Raw genomic sequence first — 19,132 nt, 5'->3', positions numbered from 1 at the left:
GGACCATGAGTTTGTCCCAGAATTTGCTCAACCTGGCGGGCGGCGTTCTCGGAGCCGTCATCGTGGTCGAGCTGATCCGGAGACTCCTCATCCGAGCCACCACCAAGTGGTCGGCGGCCGAGCCGTTCCTGCGCCGTTGTGTCTGGCCGGGCTTCGCGGTCGCCGTCCTGGTGGCCTTCAACATCGGCTTCCTGCCCAACATGTTCGGCACCGACACGCAGGAGCAGGAGGTCGCCGCCCAGGTCGACCACGTGCTGGGCCTGCTCACCATCGTCGCCGCCACCTGGCTGGTCATCCAGGCCACCTACGCCGTCACCGACGTGGTGCTCAACCAGTTGGAACGCATCGACGGCGAGAGGGACCGCCGCGCCCGCCGCATCAGGACCCAGATCACCCTCGTGCGGCGGGTGGCCGCCGCCGTCATCGTGGTCATCGCCCTGGGCGCGATCCTGTTCAGCTTCCCCCAGGTGCGCGCGCTCGGCACCGGCCTGCTCGCCTCAGCCGGCATCGCGGGCGCCATCGTCGGCATCGCCGCCCAGTCCACGATCGGCAACATGCTGGCCGGGCTGCAGCTGGCCTTCAGCGACGCGCTGCGCCTCGACGACGTGGTCGTGGTCAACAACGAGTGGGGGCGCATCGAGGAGCTCACCCTCACCTACGTCGTGGTCCGCTCGTGGGACGAGCGGCGGCTGGTCTTCCCGGTGTCGTACTTCACCCAGAACCCGTTCGAGAACTGGACCAGGCACGGCAGCCGCGTCATCGGCCACGTCTACCTGCGCGTCGACTGGTCGGTGCCCGTTCCCGAGCTGCGGGAGGAGCTGCACGCCTTCGTCAAGGAGCACCCGCTCTGGGACCAGAAGGACTGGACCCTGCAGATCACCGACATCCTGCCCAACGGCCTCGTCGAGCTGCGGGCGCTGATGAGCGCGGCCGACTCGGCCTCGGTGTGGGACCTGAAGTGCGACGCGCGCGAGCACCTGGTGGAGTTCATCCGCACCCGTTACCCGCACACGCTGCCCAGCTTCCGTATCGAGCTAGGCCCCCGGGCGCAGAATGCGGGTGGCGCCCGCGATGAGGGCGGTGGCCAGGACCCAGCCTGAGACGATCAGCGTCCACGCCACCCACACCGTCCACCCCACCGGCTCCCACGCGCCGCGCGCCTCGAAGACGCTCACCGGCACGAGCAGATCCAAGGTGTACACGAACGGGTAGAAGGTGCGCATCTCGTCGGGGTCGACCTTGGTGGGCCGCCAGGTGGAGAAGACCAGGGTGCCGGCGGTGAGCAGCAGCGCCGCCCACACGCCCGCCAGCCAGCTGCGGTAGCCGTACCCGACCGTGACGTCGAGGAGGGCTCCCGCCATGCGGGCGCGGGGCCGGCGGGTGCCGGTCTGCCTGCGGCGTTTGGCCAGCAGCACCCGGCGCGCGTCGCTCTCGTGGCCGATGCGCCGGTACCAGGCGGCCAGCTGCTCGTAGGGGTGCGGCCGGTAGCCGCGCGTGTCGCGGGCCAGCCAGGCGATGCGGTCGTCGACGCTCCAGGTGCCGCGCATCGACTCGTACGTCAGGCCGTCGAGCAGCACCCGGGAGGGGTAGGATCCGGGGCGGTCGGAGAGCACGCCGATGCGCGAGTAGCGCAGGTTGACCTCGCCCTCGATGTGGCGGGGGAGTAGCACCAGCTCGTCGATCTGCATGTGGGTGACGTGCAGGCTGCGGTCCTCGGCGATGAGAGTGGCGTCGGAGATGAAGAGCGTGCCGGTGATCGTGCCGCTGCGCATGCGCACGGTGCCGCGCGCGGTGAAGCCGTCGTCGAGCTCGACCGCTCCGGCCGTGCAGTAGTCGAGGTTGATCGCGATCGGGCCCAGGGCGGTGATCTGCGCGCCGCGCAGGTACAGGCCGCCGGGGAAGGCGCCGCCGATCATGCGGATGCCGCCGGTGGCGGTCAGCTCGCGCAGGAACACCGCGCCGGTGACGGCGACGCCGCCCGCCCAGATCGCCCATTCGTGCTGTGAGCGTCCGACGAGGGGCGATTCCGGCTCGCGCACGTCGTAGTGGCCCGATTCGGAGGAGGCGCCGGGCGGCGGAGGGGAGCCGACGGTGGCGTGGCTGATGCGCAGCTGGCCCTCGATGCGCGCGTTGTCGATGCGCACCCCGTGGGCGATCGTCGAGCCGTTGAGGTCGAACACCCCGCTGACCTGCGCCCTGCTGGCGATCACGCGGTCGAGTTCGCAGCCGCGCAGCCGTACGCTCCTGGTCGTGGCGTCGGTCAGGTCGACGCCGCCGGCGTGGCAGTTGAGCAGGTGGAGCGTGGTCTCCAGCGCCGACTCCGACAGGTTGAGGTCGCCGACGACGCGCGCCCCGGCCAGCCGCAGCGCGGGCACCCGGCCGGGCTGTCGCTCGGCGGCGCCCAGGAGCAGCTCGGTGATGACCTCGGCGCGGATCTGGCGCTCGCGGCCCCAGGTGTGCGCCCGCGCCGGGTCGTCGTGTTCGCGCTCGCCGTTGCGCAGATCGACCCAGTCACCCGAGGGGAAGGCGGACCATAACGCGCGCTCGGCCGCGGTCAGACGTTTCGATCTTCGCACCCCAGCAGACTACCCGGCCGCATGGTTACCTCAAGGAAACCATAGAGCGTATGGTCGTTCGACATGCGAACTCGGTGGTCGCCGGTTGACGTGGCCTCCATCAGCGCCTACGTTCGCGGAACGCAGAGCATGTGATTCTCGATTCGTTCTCCGAACAATTTTGGACGATGATGCTGACGGTTCGAGACGTGACCTTCGACGTGTTGCGGCGCCACGGCATGACCACCCTGTTCGCCAACCCCGGTTCCACCGAGGTGCCCCTGCTGTGCGGGCTTCCCGACGACCTCTCCTTCGTCCTGGCCCTGCACGAGGGGTCGGTGGTGGGCATGGCGACCGGCGTGGCGATCGCCACCCGGCGCCCGGCCCTGGCCCTCCTGCACACCACGGCCGGGCTGGGCAACGCCGTGGGCGCGATCGCCACGGCCCGCGTCAACCGGGCCCCGCTCGTGGTGATCGTCGGGCAGCAGGACCGGCGGCACCTGGCCCTGGAGCCCTTCCTCGCCGGACGGCTCGCGGGGCTGGCCGGCGACTACCCGGTCTGGTTCGACCAGCCGCCGCGCGCCCAGGACGTGCCGGGCGCCATCGCGCGCGCCTGGCACGAGGCGCAGACCTGGCGCGGGCCGGCCCTGGTCGTCGTGCCCATGGACGACTGGCTGGCCGAGATGGACCCGCAGGAGGTGATCGCCGCGCCCCGGCAGCTCATCCGCGCCGGACGGCCGCCCGAGCTGCGCGACACGCTCGGCACCTCGGCCGCGCCCGACATGCGCGACGTTCTCGCCATCGACCTGCACTCCTCCGCCGACGTGGTGCCCGAGCTGGCCGCCATGGTCGCCGAGGCGTGCACGCCCGTCATCGTCGCCGGGTCCGGCGCCGACTCCTCGCGCACCTGGGCGGCGCTCGTGGCGCTGGCCGAGCACCTGGGGTGCCCGGTGTGGCAGGAGTCGTTCGGGGCGCGGGCCGGATTCCCGCAGGACCACAACCTCCACGCGGGGGTGCTGCCCGCCGGCCGGGCCCAGCAGCGGGCGGCGCTCGGCGGGCACGACCTGGTGCTGGTGGTGGGCGCCGCGGCGCTGCGGCACTACCCGTACCAGCCGGGGCCCCTGGTGGAGGCGGGCACCCGGATCGCCGTGGTGACCGACGACCCGGCCGAGGCCCACCGCAGCCCGGCCGACCTGGCGGTGCTCGGCCCGCCCGCCACGGTCTGCGAGGGCCTGCTGGCCGAGCTCGGCGTCCCGGCCGAGGCCGGAAGGACGTGGCGGACGGGCGAGCGGGACCCCGGCGTGACGGGCCCCGGGCCGGGCGAGCCGATGCGGGCGTCTCACGTGCTGGCCGCGCTGGCCGTACGGCTCGCGCCCGACACCGTCGTCGTCGAGGAGACCCCCTCCTCCCGCCCCGACCTGCACCGGATCCTGCCCGCCCGCCGCCCACTCGGGTTCGTCTCGGCGGCGATGGGCGGCCTGGGATTCGCCCTGCCCGCCGCGGTGGGCCTGCGCATGGCCGCACCCGAGCGCCCGATGGTCGCCGTGGTCGGCGACGGCTCGGCGATCTACGGAGTCCAGGCCCTGTGGAGCGCCGTCCGCTACCAGGTGGGCGCCCTCTTCGTGGTCCTGGCCAACGGCCGCTACGCCGTCATGGACCGCCTGGCCGACCTGCACGAGGGCGGCAAGGCGCCGTGGCCGTCGTTCGAGGAGGTCAGCCTGAGCGGCCTGGCCCGCTCGTTCGGCTGCCCGGCGATCCGCGTCGACGACCACGACCACCTGCTGGCCGTCCTGGACGAGGTCGTGCCCACCCTGCCCACCCGCACCGAGCCGCTGCTGCTCGATGTGGCGGTCGTGCCCGACACGGTGTTCCGCCCATGAGGACTCTGGCGCCGCAGGCGGCGGGAAGGATACTGTACGGATCCAAATGAAAGGCTTCCTGTATCCGCGGACGGCGACGGGACGCGCCTCGCTCGTCCCCGCGCCGCCCTGGCACTACTCCGGCGACCTGATCACCGTGGAGTACCGCACCGACCCGGCCCGCGTGGCCGAGCTGCTGCCCGCCCCGCTCCTTCCGGCGCCCGACGACCCCGGCGCGGTCGCGCTGATCTGGGCCGACTGGCAGTCGTGCGGCACCACGGGCGAGGAGCTCCTGGACCCCGTGCGCGCGCAGTACAAGGAGTGCTTCGCCGTGGTGCGCTGCTCCTTCGAGGGACGCACCTACTCCCGGTGCGTCTACATCTGGGTCGACAAGGACTTCGCCCTGGCCAGAGGGCTGCACCAGGGCTATCCGAAGAAGCTCGGCTCCATCCACCAGACCAGGCCGCACCCCTACGGTCCCGCCCCGCGCATCGAGGCGGGCGCCAGGTTCGGCGCCACCCTGGCCGCCGCCGACCGCCGCCTGGCCGAGGCGGTGATCACCCTGACCGGGCCGTCGGAGTCGAACGGCTTCGTCAACGCCCACCCCATGGCCCACCACCGCTGGATGCCCAGCATCGAACCCGGCGGTCAGGCGCCACTCGACGAGCTCATCGAGTCGGGCGCCGCCGCCTTCGAGGCGGGCACCGCGTGGGCGGCCGAGGCCACGCTGGCGCTGTTCGAGTCGCCGACCGAGGAGCTGGCCCGGCTGGAGGTGCACGAGATCATCGGCGCCTACCACCGCCAGGTCGGGGTGACGTGGAACGGCGGGAGGGTGTTGTCATAGCTGGATCCAGGTGGTCTTCAGCTCGGTGTACTTCTCCAGGGCGTGCACGCTCTTGTCGCGGCCGTTGCCCGACTGCTTGTAGCCGCCGAAGGGCACGTTGAGCCCGCCCTCCTCGTAGCAGTTGACCCAGACCGTGCCGGCGCGCAGCGAACGGCTGACGGTGATCGCGGTGCCCAGATCGGCGGTCCACAGGCCCGCCGCCAGGCCGTACGGGCTGTCGTTGGCCAGCCGGACGGCCTCCTGGACGGAGGTGAAGGTGAGCACGGAGAGCACGGGGCCGAAGATCTCCTCGCGGGCGACGGTCATCCCCGGCGTCACCCGGTCGAAGACGGTCGGCTCGTGGAAGAGCCCGTCGTGACCGCCGCCGGCCCGCAGCCTGGCGCCCTCGCGCCGGCCCGCGTCGACGTAGCCGCGCACCCGCTCCAGGTGGGTGCGGCCGGCCAGCGGGCCCATCTCGGTGGCCGGGTCGAGGGGGTCGCCGAGCCGCAGCGCCCGCGCCTTCTCGACGACGGCGTCGACGACCTGGTCGGCGACGTCGGCGTGGACCAGCAGGCGCGAGGGCGCGGTGCACATCTCGCCGGCGTTGAAGAAGACGCCCCACGCGGCCGTGGCGGCGGCCCGCTCCAGGTCGGGCGCGTCGGGGCAGATGATGTTCGGCGACTTGCCGCCGAGCTCCAGCCAGACGCGCTTGAGGTTGGAGTCGGCGCTGTAGCGCAGGAAGTGGCGCCCCGTCTCGGTGCTGCCGGTGAAGGCCAGCACGTCGACGCCGGGATGCAGGCCGAGGGCGCGGCCGGTGGCGGGTCCGTCGCCGGTGACGACGTTGAGCACGCCGCCGGGCAGCCCGGCCTCCCGGGCGAGCGCCGCCAGGCGCAGTGCCGACAGCGGGGAGCGCTCCGACGGCTTGAGCACCACGGTGCAGCCCGCCGCCAGGGCCGGGGCGATCTTCCATCCGGCCAGGGTCAGCGGGAAGTTCCACGGCACGACCGCCGCGACCACGCCGGAGGGCTCGCGCGTGACCATCGCCAGGGCGTCGGGGCCGGTGTGCGGGAGCTCGTCGGCGCCCTTGCCGGCCAGCTCGCCGTAGAAACGCAGCGTCGAGATCAGGGCGCGCAGCTCGATGGCGTGCGCGTCGGTGATCGGCTTGCCCATCTCCAGCGAGACGAGCAGGGCCAGCTCGTCGCGGTGACGCTCGGCCAGCTCGGCCAGGGCCAGCAGGGCCCGGCCGCGCTCGGCCGGCGCCAGGCGCGGCCACGGACCCTCGTCGAAGGCCCGCCGCGCGGCAGCGACGGCGGCGTCCACCTCGGCCTGGCCGCCGTCGGGCACCTGCGCGACGACCGTGCCGTCGCGCGGGGAGACGACGGGGAAGGCGGGACCGGCTCCCGAGCGGGGCAGGTCGAGCGTCGCGGCCAGATCCAGCCAGCCGGGCACGTCCATCATCGGGCCCTCCCGTGGGACTGTTCGGCCCCAAACAATAGTGCCTTGACCGGGCATTTCGGGAGTGGTTAGTTTGTTCGGAACCAAACGGTGGAGGTCGTGATGACGCGGATCGCCGGAGTGGAGGTGGACACCCGGCACTGGATCGGCGGTGAGCGGGTGGCCTCCCCGCAGACGTTCGCCGATGTGTCGCCCATCGACGGGCAGGTGATCGCCCACGTCGCCCGCGGAGGAGCCGCCGAGGCCTCGGCCGCCGTCGCCGCCGCCGCGGACGCCTTCCCCGGATGGGCGGCCACCGGCCGGGAGGAACGGGCGGCGCTGCTGCACGCGATCGCCGACGGCGTCGACAAACGCCTCGAAGAGCTGGCCGTCGTCGAGACCACCGACAACGGCGCCCTGCTGCGCTCCCACCGGCGAGGCGTCATGCCGCGCGTGGCGCACAACTTCCGCTTCTTCGCCGACTGGCTGCTGGAGCTGGGCAGGGAGGACTTCGACACCCGCGGCCACCGCAACCACGTCAGCTGGGACCCGGCCGGACCCTGCGCCCTCATCACCCCCTGGAACGCGCCGCTCATGCTGGCCACCTGGAAGATCGCCCCGGCCCTCGCGGCGGGCAACACCGTCGTGCTCAAACCGGCCGAATGGTCGCCGCTGACCGCCTCGCTGCTGGCCGACATCGCCCACGCCGCCGGGCTGCCGCCCGGCGTGCTCAACGTCGTGCAGGGTCACGGCGCCGAGGTGGGAGAGCCGCTGATCGCCGACCCCCGGGTGCGGCGGATCAGCTTCACCGGCTCCGTGCCGACCGCGCGCAGGATCGCCGGGCTCGCCTCCGCCAACCTCACCCCGCTCAGCCTGGAACTCGGCGGCAAGTCGCCGCTCGTCGTCTTCGCCGACGCCGACCTCGACCAGGCCGCCGACCTCGCGGTGGAGCAGTACGACAACGCCGGGCAGGTATGCCTGGCCGGGACCCGGCTGCTGGTCGAGTCGGCGGTCGCCGAGGAGTTCACCGCCAGGTTCCTCGAACGCGCGCGTGCCCTGGTGCAGGGCGATCCCCGCGACGAGGAGACCGACGTCGGACCCTCGATCCACCCGCGCCACGTCGAACGCGTCGACGGCTTCGTGCGCCGCGCCCTGGCCGGCGGCGCCCGCGCGCTCATCGGCGGCGGCCGCCCCAGGACCGAGAACGGCTTCTACTACCCGCCCACGCTCCTGACCGACGTCGAGCCGGGCTCGGAGATCGTCACCGAGGAGGTCTTCGGCCCGGTGCTGACCCTCCAGACCTTCGACGACGAGGAACAGGCCCTCGCCATGGCCAACGACACGAAGTACGGCCTGGCCGCTGTCGTCGTGACGGGCGACCCCGAGCGCGCGGACCGGGTCACCCGCCGCCTGGTCGCCGGCACGGTCTGGGTGAACTGCTTCTTCGTCCGCGACTTACGCGCCCCCTTCGGCGGCTCGCGCCAGTCGGGCGTCGGACGCGAGGGCGGCGACTGGAGCTTCGACTTCTACTGCGACGTCAAGAACACGGTGAGCGCGCCATGGGTGAGATAGCCGCGGCCGGCCTGCTGTCGCACGTCCCCACGATCGTGCTGCCCGAGGTCACCAGGCGCGAGCTCAACGAGGGCCGCGAGATCAGCCTGGTGCCGGGGCTGCGGCGGCTGCGGGCGGAGGTGTTCGACACGCTCGACTACGACACCGTCGTGGTGCTCGACTCCCACTGGGCCACCACCGTCGAGTTCGTCGTCACCGCGCAACAGCGCAGGGCGGGGCTCTACACCTCCGAGGAGCTGCCGCGCGGCATGTGCCGCGTGCCGTACGACATCCCCGGCGATCCCGAGCTGGCGCACGCCGTCGCCGCCCGGGCCGGGGCGCACGGCACCTGGATCACCGCCGTCGACGACCCCTACCTGCCGATCTACTACGCCACCGTCAACCTCTGGCGCTACCTGGGCGTGCCCGACGACCCCTACCTGGGCGCCGAAGGAAAACGCTGGATCTCCATCGGCGTCTGCCAGACCGCCGACACCGAGGACTTCCTGCGGCTGGGCAGGGCGCTCGGCGCCGCCATCCAGGCGAGCGACCGCAAGGTCGTGCTGATCGCCTCCGGCGCGCTGAGCCACACCTTCTGGCCGCTGCGCGAGATCCGCGACCACGAGCCGAGCGACCCGGCCCACATCCGTACGGCGGCCGCCCGCGAGGCCGACCTGGAGCGCATCGCCTGGTTCGAGGCGGGCGAGCACGCCAAGGTGCTCGGCACGATGCCGCACTTCCTCACCGTCAAGCCCGAGGCCCGCTTCGGCCACTACCTGATGATGATCGGCGCGCTCGGCGAAGCGGCCTGCACGGCCCCGGCCAGGCGCTACAGCGACTACGAGAACTCGGTCGGCACCGGGCAGGTGCACCTGTGGTTCGACCGGCCGGAAGGCGGCTGGCATGCCTGAACACCGCAGGATCCTCCTCGACGGCGCGGTCACGGAGGTCACCCGGGAGGGGGAGGAACTGGTCGCGGGCGACGGGCGCAGGGTGAAGGCCGGCGAGGCCGTGCACCTGCCTCCCGTCACCCCGTCGAAGATCATCGCCGTGCATCTCAACCACCGCAGCCGGGTCGAGGAGTTCCAGGTCAAGCTGGCCGCCACCCCCACCTACTTCCACAAGCCGACCTCCTCGCTCAACGCCCACAACGGCGCCGTGGTCAGGCCGGAGGGCTGCCGCTACCTCAACTACGAGGGCGAGGTGGCCATCGTCATCGGCCGCACCTGCCGCAACGTCCCGCCGGAGCGGGCGGCGGAGCACATCGCCGGCTACACCATCGCCAACGACTTCGGCCTGCACGACTTCCGCGACACCGACGCCGGATCGATGCTCAGGGTCAAGGGCTCCGACACGCTCTGCCCGCTCGGCCCCGGCCTGGTCACCGGCTGGGACTTCCGCGGCAGGCGCCTGACCACCCGCGTCAACGGCGCCGTCGTCCAGGACGGCAGCACCGACGAGATGGCCTGGGACATGCACTACCTCGTCGCCGACATCGCCAGGACCATCACCCTCCACCCGGGCGACGTGCTCCTGTCGGGCACCCCGGCGGGTTCACGGCCCGTGCAGCCCGGCGACCTGGTCGAAGTGTCCGTCGACGGGCTGGGTACGTTGGCCAGCAGGATCGTCGCAGGACCGGCGGCCATCCGCGCCGACGTCGGCGCGCAGCCGACCGCCTCGGAGGAGGTGCTCTCCACCGCGCTCGGCGGCGACTGGGAGTTCCGCGGCATCAGGGCGCCTCGAAAGGACTGAACGATGGACCTGCGGCACTGGCTGGAGCGCGCCGTCGGCGCGATCGAGGAGTGGGAGGCCGGATACGGGCCCTTCGAACGCCACCCCTCGCTCGACGTCAAGGACGTCGAGCCCGCCTTCGACGCCCTCGTGGCCAGGCTGCGCGACAACTACCCCTTCTTCCACCCCCGCTACGCCGGCCAGATGCTCAAGCCGCCGCACCCCGCGGCCGTCGTCGGCTACCTGACAGCCATGCTGATCAACCCCAACAACCACGCCCTCGACGGCGGCCCCGCCACCGCCGCGATGGAGCGCGAGGCCGTCGCCCAGCTGGCCGCCATGTTCGGCTTCGGCACCCACCTGGGCCACCTGACCAGCAGCGGCACCATCGCCAACCTGGAGGCGCTGTTCGTCGCCCGCGAACTGCACCCCGATCTCGGCATCGCCTACGGGGCCGAGGCGCACTACACCCACGCCCGCATGTGCCGGGTGCTCGGCGTCGAAGGCCACGCCGTGCCCGCCGACGACCGCGGCCGCATGGACCTCGACGCCCTGGAGGACCTGCTGCGCACCGGCCGGATCGGCACCGTCGTGCTGACCACCGGGACCACCGGGCTCGGGGCGATCGACCCCGTGCACGAGGCGCTGCCGCTCGCCCGCAGGTACGGCGCCCGCGTGCACGTCGACGCCGCCTACGGCGGGTTCTTCACGCTGCTGGCCGGGACCGGCCTCGACGCCGGGCCGTGGCGGGCGATCGCCGGATGCGACTCCGTCGTGGTCGACCCGCACAAGCACGGGCTGCAGCCGTACGGGTGCGGAGCCGTGCTCTTCCGCGACCCGGCCGTGGGCCGCTTCTACGTGCACGACTCGCCCTACACCTACTTCACCTCCGACGAGCTGCACCTGGGCGAGATCAGCCTGGAATGCTCACGCGCCGGGGCCTCGGCCGCCGCGTTCTGGTTCACGCTGCGGCTGCTCCCGCTCACCAGGGAGGGCCTGGGCGAGGTGCTGGCGGCCGGTCGCCGCGCCGCCGTGCGCTGGGCCTCGCTGCTGGCCGAATCGCCCCTGCTGGAGCTCTACCAGTCGCCCGAGCTCGACATCGTGACCTACTTCCCGAAGGCCGCCACCCTCGGCGAGATCGACCGGCTCTCGGCCCGCCTGCTCGACGACGGCATGGCGGAAGACCTCCACCTGAGCACCTTCACCGTCGGGCGGCAGGCCATGGCCGCCCGCCACCCGTCGATCGGCCTCGACACCGCCCACGGGCGCGTCATGCGCAGCGTGCTCATGAAACCCGAATCCGAGCTGGTCGTGGACTCGCTGCACGCCGCCGTGGAGTCGCTGGCCGCTCAGCGGCCCACGGCGTAACCCTGCGCGCCGCGCGGGTTGGCCGCCGCCTTCAGGAAGCCGCCGTCACGCGCGACCGCGCTGAGCCGCCCGAGCGACCACGGGCCCAGCACCTCCACCTCGTGCCCGCGCCGCCGCAACTCGGCCACGACCGCCGGATCGAGCCGCTCCTCCACCTGCATCACGCCCGGCTGCGCCGTACGCGGGAAGAAGGAGCTGGGGAAGTGCTCGGAGTGGAACATCGGCGCGTCGATCGCCTCCTGCAGGTTGAGGCCGCCGTGGACCAGCGCCAGGAAGAAGTTCACGCTCCACTGGTCCTGCTGGTCGCCGCCCGGCGTGCCGAAGGCCAGCCACGGAGCGCCGTCGCGCAGCGCGAACGACGGCGACAACGTCGTGCGGGGCCGCACGCCCGGCCGCATCGACGCCGGCAGGCCCTCCTCCAGCCAGAACATCTGCGCCCTGGTGCCCAGGCAGAAACCCAGCGACGGGATGACCGGCGAGCTCTGCAGCCAGCCACCGCTCGGCGTGGCCGAGACCATGTTGCCCCACCGGTCGACCACGTCGACGTGGCAGGTGTCGCCCCGCACGCTCCCGTCGCGTCCGACCGTCGGCTCGCCCGTCCCAGCCTGCGCCGGCCGCCGTGCTCCCGGCAGGCGCGGCAGCCGCGGCGTCCGCCCGCCGGGGGAGCCCGGCCGCAGCTCGCGACTGGCACTCCCGTCCACCAGACCCCGCCGCTCCGCGTTGTACGGCACGCCGAGCAGGTCGTCCATGGGCACGTCCGCGTCGCCGTACCAGGCCTCCCGGTCGGCGAAGGCCAGCTTGGCGCACTCGATCACGGTGTGCACGTAGTCGGCCGACAGGAAGCCCGCGGCGTCCAGGTCGAACCCGTCGAGCAGCGCCAGCTGCTGCAGGAACACCGGGCCCTGACCCCACGGGCCGGTCTTGCACACCGTGTGCCCTCGGTAGCCGAAGGTCAGCGACTCCTCGACACCCGCCTCCCACGAGGCCATATCGTCGCCCGACAGCAGCCCGCCGTGCACGCCCCCCGAGCTGTCGCGCCAGGCGGTCTTCAGGCTGAACTCGGCGATCGCCTCGGCCACGAAGCCCCGGTACCAGGCGTCGCGGGCCGCGGCGATGCCCTGCTCGCGGGTGGCCGCGGCCGAGGCCCGCTCGGCCAGCTCGCGGTAGGTCCGCGCCAGCACCGGGTTGGCCAGCCGGTCGCCGTGGCCGAGCCACGTCGCCGCCGAAGTCGGCCAGTCGTCGCGGAAGAGCCGCTCCACGCGGGCGATCGTGTCGGCGATGCGCGGCAACATCGGCACGCCCCGCTCGGCGTAGAAGATCGCCGGAGCCAGCACGTCGGCCAGCGGCCAGGTGCCCCAGTGTTCCAGCATCAGCAGCCACCCGCCGAACGCCCCGGGCACCGTCGCCGCCAGCAGGCCGGTGCCCGGCACCACGTCGAGCCCGAGCCCGGTGTAGTGCTCCAGCGTCGCCGCCGCCGGAGTGACACCCTGGCCGCAGACCACCGACACGCGCTCCTCCCGCGCGTCCCACAGCAGGATCGGCACCTCGCCGCCCGGCCCGTTCAGATGCGGCTCGGCCACCTGCAACACGAAACCGGCGGCGACCGCGGCGTCGAAGGCGTTGCCGCCGCGCTCCAGCACGCTCATCCCGGTCGCGGAGGCCAGCCAGTGGGTGGAGGCGACCATCCCGAAATCGCCGGACAACTCGGGTCGGGTGGTGAACATCAGGGGACTCCCATCGCAGGCGATACAAGGACAGGAAAGCACGACCCCTGTTCGTCCATGCCGCCGCAACCCGCCGCCGCCCCCTGAGCCACAATCGGAAGGTGACACAACCGATCACGGTGACGATCGACGACGGCGTCGCCACCCTGACCCTCGACCGCCCCGGCAAACGCAACGCCCTCACCGCCGAGATGTGGCGGCTCATCCCCCAGCTGCTCGACAAGCTGGCCGGCGACCCCGGCGTCAAGGTCGCCGTCCTCACCGGCGCGGGAGGCACCTTCAGCGCCGGAGCCGACGTCTCCGAGATCTCCCGGCTCACCGAGGGCGGCGACGACACCGGCCTGACCGTCGCCGCGGAACAGGCGCTCATCGCCTTCCCCAAGCCCGTCATCGCCAAGATCGAGGGCTTCTGCGTCGGCGGCGGCTGCCAGCTCGCCCTCGCCTGCGACCTGCGCCTGGCCGACCCCGGCGCCCGCTTCGGCGTCACCCCCGCCAAGCTCGGCCTCGTCTACCCGCAGTCGTCCACCCGCCGCCTCGTCGACCAGATCGGGCCCGGAGCCGCCAAACTGCTGCTCTACTCGGCCGACCTCTACGACGCCGCGTGGGCGCTGCGCACCGGCCTCGTCGACGAGGTCCCCGACGACCTGCACGCCCGCGTCCACGCCCTGGCCGCCACCATCGCCTCCCGCTCGCCCGTCTCGCTGGCCGCCGCCAAGGAGATCGCCGACGGCCGCGCCGACGAGGCACGATTCCTGGAATGGCAACGCCGATCCCGCGAATCCGCCGCCGAAGGCGTCGCGGCCTTTCTCGAGAAGCGGCCGCCGCGCTTTTAATTCGGTGGCGCCTTATCGGGGCTGCGCTTTACCGTGGAAGCCATGAGAGAACTTCTTCTGCCGCCCGCCACGGCTTCCGGATAACCCCTGGCCACAGGGGATCCGCGAAGCCGCCAGGTGCTGCACCGGGCGGCTTTTGAATTTTCCGGGTGTAGGGCAGATTGGTCAGCCCGTCTCCCTTGGGAGGAGAAGGTCGCAGGTTCGAATCCTGCCACTCGGACCGGTGCCGGTCTGTCCGGAGGGAATGGCGAACCCCCGGCTGGATCCCGGCCCGACCGCCCCTGGCACGGCCCACGCCAACCGTGCTTTCGGGGCTCACATCGTGATAATCGAACAATGGGTGCTCTTCGAACGTGGACTGACGAAGACGTCGGCCCCAGAACGGGAAGTGGGTGGGCTCAAGCTGCGCCAAGACGAACGCGGAAGTGGCCGGAGACCTCCTGGCCATGCTCGATCAGCGGAAGGTCATCGCGCGCCTGCGTGATCGACTCGTGACGGCAGGGCTGAAGCTGGCCCGGTGCGATTCATGCGGTCTGACGGAGTGGATGGGCCGGAGACGACAAGGCAGCCGCCGTCGTGGCGGAGGCGCGCTTGCGCTCCCTGTTGAGTCGCGGCAGCAGGGACTACTGCGCTTGACCGCGGTTGCGAACCTTGGCCGCGGTCCGCATCAGCCTGTCCGCCGCGCCGTACAGGGCGGGGGTTTCCAGGATGAAGCGCCGCGTCCGCCTGACTGGTTCGGTGCGGACCCAGTGGGCGGCGGCGCCTGCCGTACGGCGGCGCACGATGCCCTCGCCCACGGGCATGCCGTGGCTGCGCAGCGAGTTCTTGTACTGCGAGCCCGTCCCCACGCTGAGGTCGAAGGAGCGCACCCCGTGCGCGGCCGCCGCCTCCGACAGGCGCAGGTGCATGATGAGCCCGGGGGAGTAGCGCGACAGCGCGGGGTCGTAGGCGGGGAACCAGTCGACCAGCACCGACGACGAGCGCGGCCCGAAGTGGCCGGCGACGGGCTTGCCGCCCGCGTACAGGATCGACAGCGGCGCCGCGAACGCCGGCGTGTCGATCGCCCACAGCCGCTCGGCCAGCTCGCGCACCCAGTGCTTGGCGAACCGGTCGGGCCGCCCCATCGCCCGGTACTGGCCGGACTTCCATTCCAGAAGTTGACGGAAGGTCGCCTCGTCGCGCACGTCGAAGTCGAAGGAGACCTCGCCCACCTCGCGTCCGAGCTTGCGCTCCTTGCGGAAGGTGTTGGAGACGAACTGCTTGCTCAGCCCTTCGAGATAGGCGGGGAAGCCGCCGGACACGTCGACGATGACGCTCTCCTGCGACAACGTCTCGAACGGCTGGAACCACGGCTGGTGGGGCACCAGCGTGCCGTACTCGTAGACGTGCAGTCCCGCGCCGGCGAGGAGCTCGTCGGCGGTGATCTCCAGGCCGGGCCGGTGCACGAGGCCCTGGCCGAGCGAGACCCAGGCGCCGATGGCGGCGCCGACCCCTCGGCCGTTCAGCTCGTAGGCGAGGAAGCCGGCCGGCTCGCCGTCGTCGAGGACGGCGACGCGCGCGTGCGGTGAGACCTCGCCCATGGCGACGGCGAACTCGGGGCTGAGGAACGGGTTGGCCAGGTGCGGCAGGGTGTCCTGCATGGCACGCCAGGCCGCGATCTCGGGGGCGCCCAGCTCGCCGGGCCGTACGACGTGGATCTTCATAGTGTGAGCTCACCCTATGCGTGGATGTCGAGTGCTTGGTCCTTCAGGACCCGGGGGAGGACCAGGGCCGCGACGAGCAGCTGGCTGCCGACGATGGCGTAGCCGACGCCCGCGATGCCCCAGACGGGGAAGGCCACGGCGACCGAGCCCAGCACCAGCACCGCCTGGCCGATCTGGACCACGGCCAGGCGTGCTGCCTCGCCCGTGGCACGCAGGGTGCCGAGGTGGACGTCGATGAGGACTCCGGGGAGTACGGCCAGCGCCATCAGCCTGAGCAACGGCGTTCCGTAGGCGGAAAGTTCCGCTCCGAAGAATCCGAGCATGGTGGGCGCGCCGACCAGCACGAACAGCACGACGGGCACGACCAGGGTGAAGGTGCGGCGCAGCGTCGCGCGCACGTTCCTGGCCAGTTCGTCGCGCCTGCCCGAGCTCTCGACGGTCAGCGAGACGGCCATGTTCGCGGTCAGCACGCACAGCATGCAGCCGAGCGAGTGGGCGACGGAGAAGTAGCCGAACAGCCGCGGGTCGCCCAGCCAGGCGGCCACCAGCACCGGCACCAGGAAGACGACCAGCAGCGCCGACAGCGCCCCGGGGAAGTCGCCGGCCAGGAAGCGGCCGACCTCGCGGGCGGTGGGCGGCGGCCCGTCGTGCCGGGCGGCGGGCGCCCAGCGGCGCAGGATCAGCCAGTTGATCGGGATGACCGCCATGGCGGTCGGCAGCACCCAGGAGACGAAGATGCCGTCACCCGGCATCGCGCCCGCCAGGCCCACCAGCATGCCCATCTTGACCAGGCCGTAGAGCATGCTGTTGACCGGCACCAGGACCGCGCGCCGCAGGCCCGTCAGGGCCACGTCCTGCAGCGTGAAGATCGTCCAGACGAGCACCGCGGCCAGGAAGAACAGGCCGGGACCGAAGCCGCCGAGCGCGGAGTAGGCCGGCCCCCAGATCGGCAGGGTGAGCAGGAATCCGAGCGCCGCCACCAGCCCGATGGCTCCCGCCACCATGTAGCCGCGCACGATCAGCTCGCCCGTGCGCCGGCCGGCCAGCGGGATGAACCTGGCCAGCACGCCGACGAACGCCAGGCCGGTCAGCGAGGCGAACAGGCGCATCGCGGCGATGAGCGCCTGTCCTTCGCCGAAGGCCTCGGCGGAGTACAGGCGGGTGGCCAGCATCCAGTAGCCCAGGCCCAGCACGGCGGTGATCCCCGTGTTGGCCATGAGCGCGTACCCCTGCAGGAACAGAGGGTTCCTCAGGTCGCTTCGCAACCGCGCGGCCAGGGTGGTCATGGTCACACTGTGCGGTGCGCCGGTTGCGGTGGCCTTGTCTCTGGCTTTCAATCGGTACTCATGACGAACTGGGGTATTGCCGCAACTGGTGGAATCGCTCGGACCGTGGGCACGGTGATCGCGGCCGAGCCCGGTATGAGGGTGGCCGCCGTCGGCTCGCGCGACGTGGGACGCGCCGCCGCTCTGGCCGCCGACCTGGGCGGTGCGAAGGCCTACGGCTCCTATGCCGAGCTGTGCGCCGACCCCGACGTGGAGGCCGTCTACGTCGCCACCCCGCACGCCCAGCACCTTCAGGTGGCGGAGCTGGCGATCGCGGCGGGCAAGGCGGTGTTGTGCGAGAAGCCGCTGACCGCGTCGCTGGCCGAGGCCGAGCGGCTGGTGAAGCTGGCGCGCGAGGCGGGCGTCTTCCTCATGGAGGCCATGTGGATGCGCTTCAACCCGCTCGTGCGCCGCCTGGCCACCGACGAGCGGTTCGGGCCGATCCGCTCGGTCCAGGCCACTTTCGGCTTCCCGCATCCCTTCGACGCGGCCCACCGGCTGTGGGACCCGGCGACCGGCGGCGGCACCGTGCTCGACCTCGGGGTCTACCCGATCGCGCTGGCCCACTTCCTGCTGGGCTCTCCCGAGGAGATCCACGTGACCGGCTCGCTGGCGCCGTCGGGCGTCGACGCCGAGGCCGGGATCATGCTGACCTATGCGGGCGGCGCCCGCGCACTGCTCGACACCTCGCTGCTCAGCCCGATGGCCAACGCCGCGACCGTCGTCGGCACGGGCCTGCGCGCCGACATCGACGCGCCCTTCTGGGCGCCGCGCCGCATGGTGCTCAGCGGGCCCGGCGTCGAGAAGGAGGAGCACCTGCTCGACCCGGCGCAGGGCGGCTACGAGGGCCAGGTGCGCGAGGTGGCCGCGGCGCTCGCCGAGGGCCGCACGGAGAGCGCGATCATGCCGCTCGACGACAGCCTGGCGGTCATGCGCGTGATGGAGGAGGTGCGTTCCCGCCTCGGAGCCCGCTAGGTCACCTCTCGACGATCTCGTTCTTGCCGATCACCACGATGCCGCCCCGCGTGACGGCGTAGCGGCTGCGGTCCTGCTCCAGGTCGAAGCCGATGCGCGCCCCGTCGGGGATGACCACGTTCTTGTCGATGATGGCGCGGCGCACGATCGCGCCCCTGCCGACCTTGACGTTGTCCATCAGCACCGAGTCCTCGACCAGCGAGTGGGAGTGCAGCACCACCCGCGGCGACAGGATCGAACGTTCCGCCGCGCCGCCCGAGATGATCACGCCGGGCGACACGAGCGAGTCGATCGCGCGGCCCACCCGGTCACCTTCGTTGTGCACGAACTTGGCCGGGGGGAGCGGGTCGTGGCCGGTGTAGATCGGCCAGCGGTCGTTGTAGAGGTTGAAGACGGGGTGCGCGGAGATCAGGTCCATGTGCGCCTCGTAGTAGGCGTCCAGGGTCCCCACGTCGCGCCAGTAGCCGCGGTCGCGCTCGTTGGATCCGGGCACGAGGTTGTCGGCGAAGTCGTAGACGTCCGCGCCGCCCGCCTTGACCAGCATCGGGATGATGTTGCCCCCGAGGTCGTGCTTGGAGGTGGGGTCGAGGGCGTCCTCGCGCAGCGCGTCGATCATCGCCTGGGTCTTGAAGACGTAGTTGCCCATCGAGGCGTAGATCTCGTCGGGCGAGTCGGGCAGGCCGACGGCGTCCTTGGGCTTCTCTCGAAAGGCCACGATCTTGTTGCCCGTGGGGTCGGTCTCGATCACGCCGAACTGGTCGGCCAGCGACAGCGGCTGCCTGATCGCCGCGACGGTGACGTCGGCGCCGGAGTCGACGTGCTGGGCGACCATCTGCCGCGGGTCCATGCGGTAGATGTGGTCGGCGCCGAACACGATCACGTGCTCGGGCTCCTCGTCGTAGATGAGGTTGAGGTTCTGGAAGAGCGCGTCGGCGCTGCCGGAGAACCAGCGGGGTCCCAGGCGCTGCTGGGCGGGGACGGGCGTCACGTAGTTGCCCAGCATCGCCGACAGCCGCCAGGTGCGCGAGACGTGCCGGTCGAGGCTGTGGTTCTTGTACTGGGTGAGCACCACGATCTTGAGGTAGTGACCGTTGGCGAGGTTGGACAGGACGAAATCGATCAATCGGTACATGCCGCCGAAGGGGACGGCCGGTTTGGCCCGGTCCGCCGTCAGCGGCATGAGCCGCTTTCCTTCTCCACCTGCCAGCACGACTGCGAGGACCCTGGGCGACGTCATAGGCAGAAGCTACC

The 19,132-nt window shown here is 72.0% G+C and carries 15 protein-coding genes and 1 tRNA gene; 10 read left to right on the top strand and 6 right to left on the bottom strand.

Going from position 1 to position 19,132, the window contains the following annotated elements; translation table 11 throughout:
- Window positions 1-5 precede the first annotated feature (5 nt).
- Window positions 6-1,100, top strand: a complete 1,095-nt coding sequence (locus ACIBH1_RS21355) for a mechanosensitive ion channel family protein (RefSeq protein ID WP_397315561.1) — start codon at window positions 6-8, stop codon at window positions 1,098-1,100.
- Here ACIBH1_RS21355 and ACIBH1_RS21350 read toward each other — a convergent pair.
- A complete protein-coding gene (locus ACIBH1_RS21350; protein WP_397315560.1) occupies window positions 1,035-2,576 on the bottom strand; it encodes a hypothetical protein in 1,542 nt (513 codons plus the stop codon). The two genes, ACIBH1_RS21355 and ACIBH1_RS21350, sit on opposite strands and share 66 nt — an antisense overlap.
- Window positions 2,577-2,743: 167 nt before the next feature.
- Here ACIBH1_RS21350 and ACIBH1_RS21345 point away from each other — a divergent pair, with 167 nt between their 5' ends.
- Both ACIBH1_RS21345 and ACIBH1_RS21340 read left to right on the top strand, forming a co-directional pair.
- Window positions 2,744-4,435, top strand: coding sequence for a thiamine pyrophosphate-dependent enzyme (locus tag ACIBH1_RS21345; RefSeq protein ID WP_397315558.1), 1,692 nt, complete (start codon window positions 2,744-2,746; stop codon window positions 4,433-4,435).
- A 46-nt stretch (window positions 4,436-4,481) separates the two neighbouring features.
- Complete coding sequence (locus ACIBH1_RS21340) at window positions 4,482-5,258, top strand: acetoacetate decarboxylase family protein (RefSeq protein ID WP_397315556.1); 777 nt, start codon at window positions 4,482-4,484, stop codon at window positions 5,256-5,258.
- On the opposite strand, the gene ACIBH1_RS21335 is transcribed toward ACIBH1_RS21340, so the two are convergent.
- Window positions 5,253-6,695 (bottom strand): aldehyde dehydrogenase family protein, encoded by a 1,443-nt coding sequence (locus tag ACIBH1_RS21335; protein ID WP_397315555.1) that lies wholly within the window; start codon window positions 6,693-6,695, stop codon window positions 5,253-5,255. The genes ACIBH1_RS21340 and ACIBH1_RS21335 overlap by 6 nt on opposite strands.
- Window positions 6,696-6,794: 99 nt before the next feature.
- Between ACIBH1_RS21335 and ACIBH1_RS21330 the strand changes: the two genes are divergently transcribed.
- The 4 genes from ACIBH1_RS21330 to ACIBH1_RS21315 are packed head-to-tail and all read left to right on the top strand — an operon-like array spanning window position 6,795 to window position 11,321.
- On the top strand, window positions 6,795-8,243 hold the full coding sequence (locus ACIBH1_RS21330; RefSeq protein ID WP_397315554.1) for an aldehyde dehydrogenase: 1,449 nt from the start codon (window positions 6,795-6,797) through the stop codon (window positions 8,241-8,243).
- Window positions 8,231-9,133 (top strand): catechol 1,2-dioxygenase, encoded by a 903-nt coding sequence (locus ACIBH1_RS21325; protein WP_397315553.1) that lies wholly within the window; start codon window positions 8,231-8,233, stop codon window positions 9,131-9,133. The genes ACIBH1_RS21330 and ACIBH1_RS21325 overlap by 13 nt, the downstream gene beginning before the upstream one ends.
- On the top strand, window positions 9,126-9,974 hold the full coding sequence (locus ACIBH1_RS21320; RefSeq protein WP_397315552.1) for a fumarylacetoacetate hydrolase family protein: 849 nt from the start codon (window positions 9,126-9,128) through the stop codon (window positions 9,972-9,974). The genes ACIBH1_RS21325 and ACIBH1_RS21320 overlap by 8 nt, the downstream gene beginning before the upstream one ends.
- 3 nt (window positions 9,975-9,977) lie before the next feature.
- Window positions 9,978-11,321, top strand: a complete 1,344-nt coding sequence (locus ACIBH1_RS21315; RefSeq protein ID WP_397315551.1) for a pyridoxal phosphate-dependent decarboxylase family protein — start codon at window positions 9,978-9,980, stop codon at window positions 11,319-11,321.
- Here ACIBH1_RS21315 and ACIBH1_RS21310 read toward each other — a convergent pair.
- Window positions 11,303-13,045 (bottom strand): gamma-glutamyltransferase family protein, encoded by a 1,743-nt coding sequence (locus ACIBH1_RS21310; protein ID WP_397315549.1) that lies wholly within the window; start codon window positions 13,043-13,045, stop codon window positions 11,303-11,305. The genes ACIBH1_RS21315 and ACIBH1_RS21310 overlap by 19 nt on opposite strands.
- 101 nt (window positions 13,046-13,146) lie before the next feature.
- On the opposite strand from ACIBH1_RS21310, the gene ACIBH1_RS21305 reads away from it, so the two are divergent.
- Both ACIBH1_RS21305 and ACIBH1_RS21300 read left to right on the top strand, forming a co-directional pair.
- The gene (locus ACIBH1_RS21305; RefSeq protein WP_397315548.1) at window positions 13,147-13,878 is read left to right on the top strand and encodes an enoyl-CoA hydratase/isomerase family protein; all 732 of its coding nucleotides are present in this window, start codon (window positions 13,147-13,149) and stop codon (window positions 13,876-13,878) included.
- A gap of 145 nt (window positions 13,879-14,023) precedes the next feature.
- Window positions 14,024-14,098: transfer RNA gene (locus ACIBH1_RS21300), tRNA-Pro, on the top strand.
- 403 nt (window positions 14,099-14,501) lie between these two features.
- Here ACIBH1_RS21300 and ACIBH1_RS21295 read toward each other — a convergent pair.
- Together ACIBH1_RS21295 and ACIBH1_RS21290 are read right to left on the bottom strand one after the other, a co-directional pair.
- Window positions 14,502-15,581 (bottom strand): GNAT family N-acetyltransferase, encoded by a 1,080-nt coding sequence (locus tag ACIBH1_RS21295; protein WP_397315547.1) that lies wholly within the window; start codon window positions 15,579-15,581, stop codon window positions 14,502-14,504.
- Between the two features lie 14 nt (window positions 15,582-15,595).
- Window positions 15,596-16,867 (bottom strand): lipopolysaccharide biosynthesis protein, encoded by a 1,272-nt coding sequence (locus ACIBH1_RS21290; protein ID WP_397315545.1) that lies wholly within the window; start codon window positions 16,865-16,867, stop codon window positions 15,596-15,598.
- Window positions 16,868-16,927: 60 nt separating this feature from the next.
- On the opposite strand from ACIBH1_RS21290, the gene ACIBH1_RS21285 reads away from it, so the two are divergent.
- Window positions 16,928-17,881, top strand: coding sequence for a Gfo/Idh/MocA family protein (locus tag ACIBH1_RS21285; protein ID WP_397315544.1), 954 nt, complete (start codon window positions 16,928-16,930; stop codon window positions 17,879-17,881).
- 1 nt (window position 17,882) lies between these two features.
- Here ACIBH1_RS21285 and glgC read toward each other — a convergent pair whose 3' ends face one another.
- Window positions 17,883-19,118, bottom strand: a complete 1,236-nt coding sequence (gene glgC, locus ACIBH1_RS21280) for a glucose-1-phosphate adenylyltransferase (protein WP_397315543.1) — start codon at window positions 19,116-19,118, stop codon at window positions 17,883-17,885.
- Between the last annotated feature and the right edge of the window lie 14 nt (window positions 19,119-19,132).

This window comes from Nonomuraea sp. NPDC050663, from assembly GCF_044456985.1.
In the GTDB taxonomy this organism is placed as follows: Bacteria; Actinomycetota; Actinomycetes; order Streptosporangiales; family Streptosporangiaceae; genus Nonomuraea.
This window is presented reverse-complemented; position numbering and strand designations above follow the sequence as displayed.

Coding starts and splice junctions, on each gene's coding strand:
- ACIBH1_RS21355 (WP_397315561.1), top strand. CDS start 6: ATGAGTTTGTCCCAGAATTTGCTCAACCTGGCGGGCGGCGTTCTCGGA.
- ACIBH1_RS21345 (WP_397315558.1), top strand. CDS start 2,744: ATGATGCTGACGGTTCGAGACGTGACCTTCGACGTGTTGCGGCGCCAC.
- ACIBH1_RS21340 (WP_397315556.1), top strand. CDS start 4,482: ATGAAAGGCTTCCTGTATCCGCGGACGGCGACGGGACGCGCCTCGCTC.
- ACIBH1_RS21335 (WP_397315555.1), bottom strand. CDS start 6,695: ATGATGGACGTGCCCGGCTGGCTGGATCTGGCCGCGACGCTCGACCTG.
- ACIBH1_RS21330 (WP_397315554.1), top strand. CDS start 6,795: ATGACGCGGATCGCCGGAGTGGAGGTGGACACCCGGCACTGGATCGGC.
- ACIBH1_RS21325 (WP_397315553.1), top strand. CDS start 8,231: ATGGGTGAGATAGCCGCGGCCGGCCTGCTGTCGCACGTCCCCACGATC.
- ACIBH1_RS21320 (WP_397315552.1), top strand. CDS start 9,126: ATGCCTGAACACCGCAGGATCCTCCTCGACGGCGCGGTCACGGAGGTC.
- ACIBH1_RS21315 (WP_397315551.1), top strand. CDS start 9,978: ATGGACCTGCGGCACTGGCTGGAGCGCGCCGTCGGCGCGATCGAGGAG.
- ACIBH1_RS21310 (WP_397315549.1), bottom strand. CDS start 13,045: ATGTTCACCACCCGACCCGAGTTGTCCGGCGATTTCGGGATGGTCGCC.
- ACIBH1_RS21295 (WP_397315547.1), bottom strand. CDS start 15,581: ATGAAGATCCACGTCGTACGGCCCGGCGAGCTGGGCGCCCCCGAGATC.
- ACIBH1_RS21290 (WP_397315545.1), bottom strand. CDS start 16,867: ATGACCACCCTGGCCGCGCGGTTGCGAAGCGACCTGAGGAACCCTCTG.
- ACIBH1_RS21285 (WP_397315544.1), top strand. CDS start 16,928: ATGACGAACTGGGGTATTGCCGCAACTGGTGGAATCGCTCGGACCGTG.
- glgC (WP_397315543.1), bottom strand. CDS start 19,118: ATGACGTCGCCCAGGGTCCTCGCAGTCGTGCTGGCAGGTGGAGAAGGA.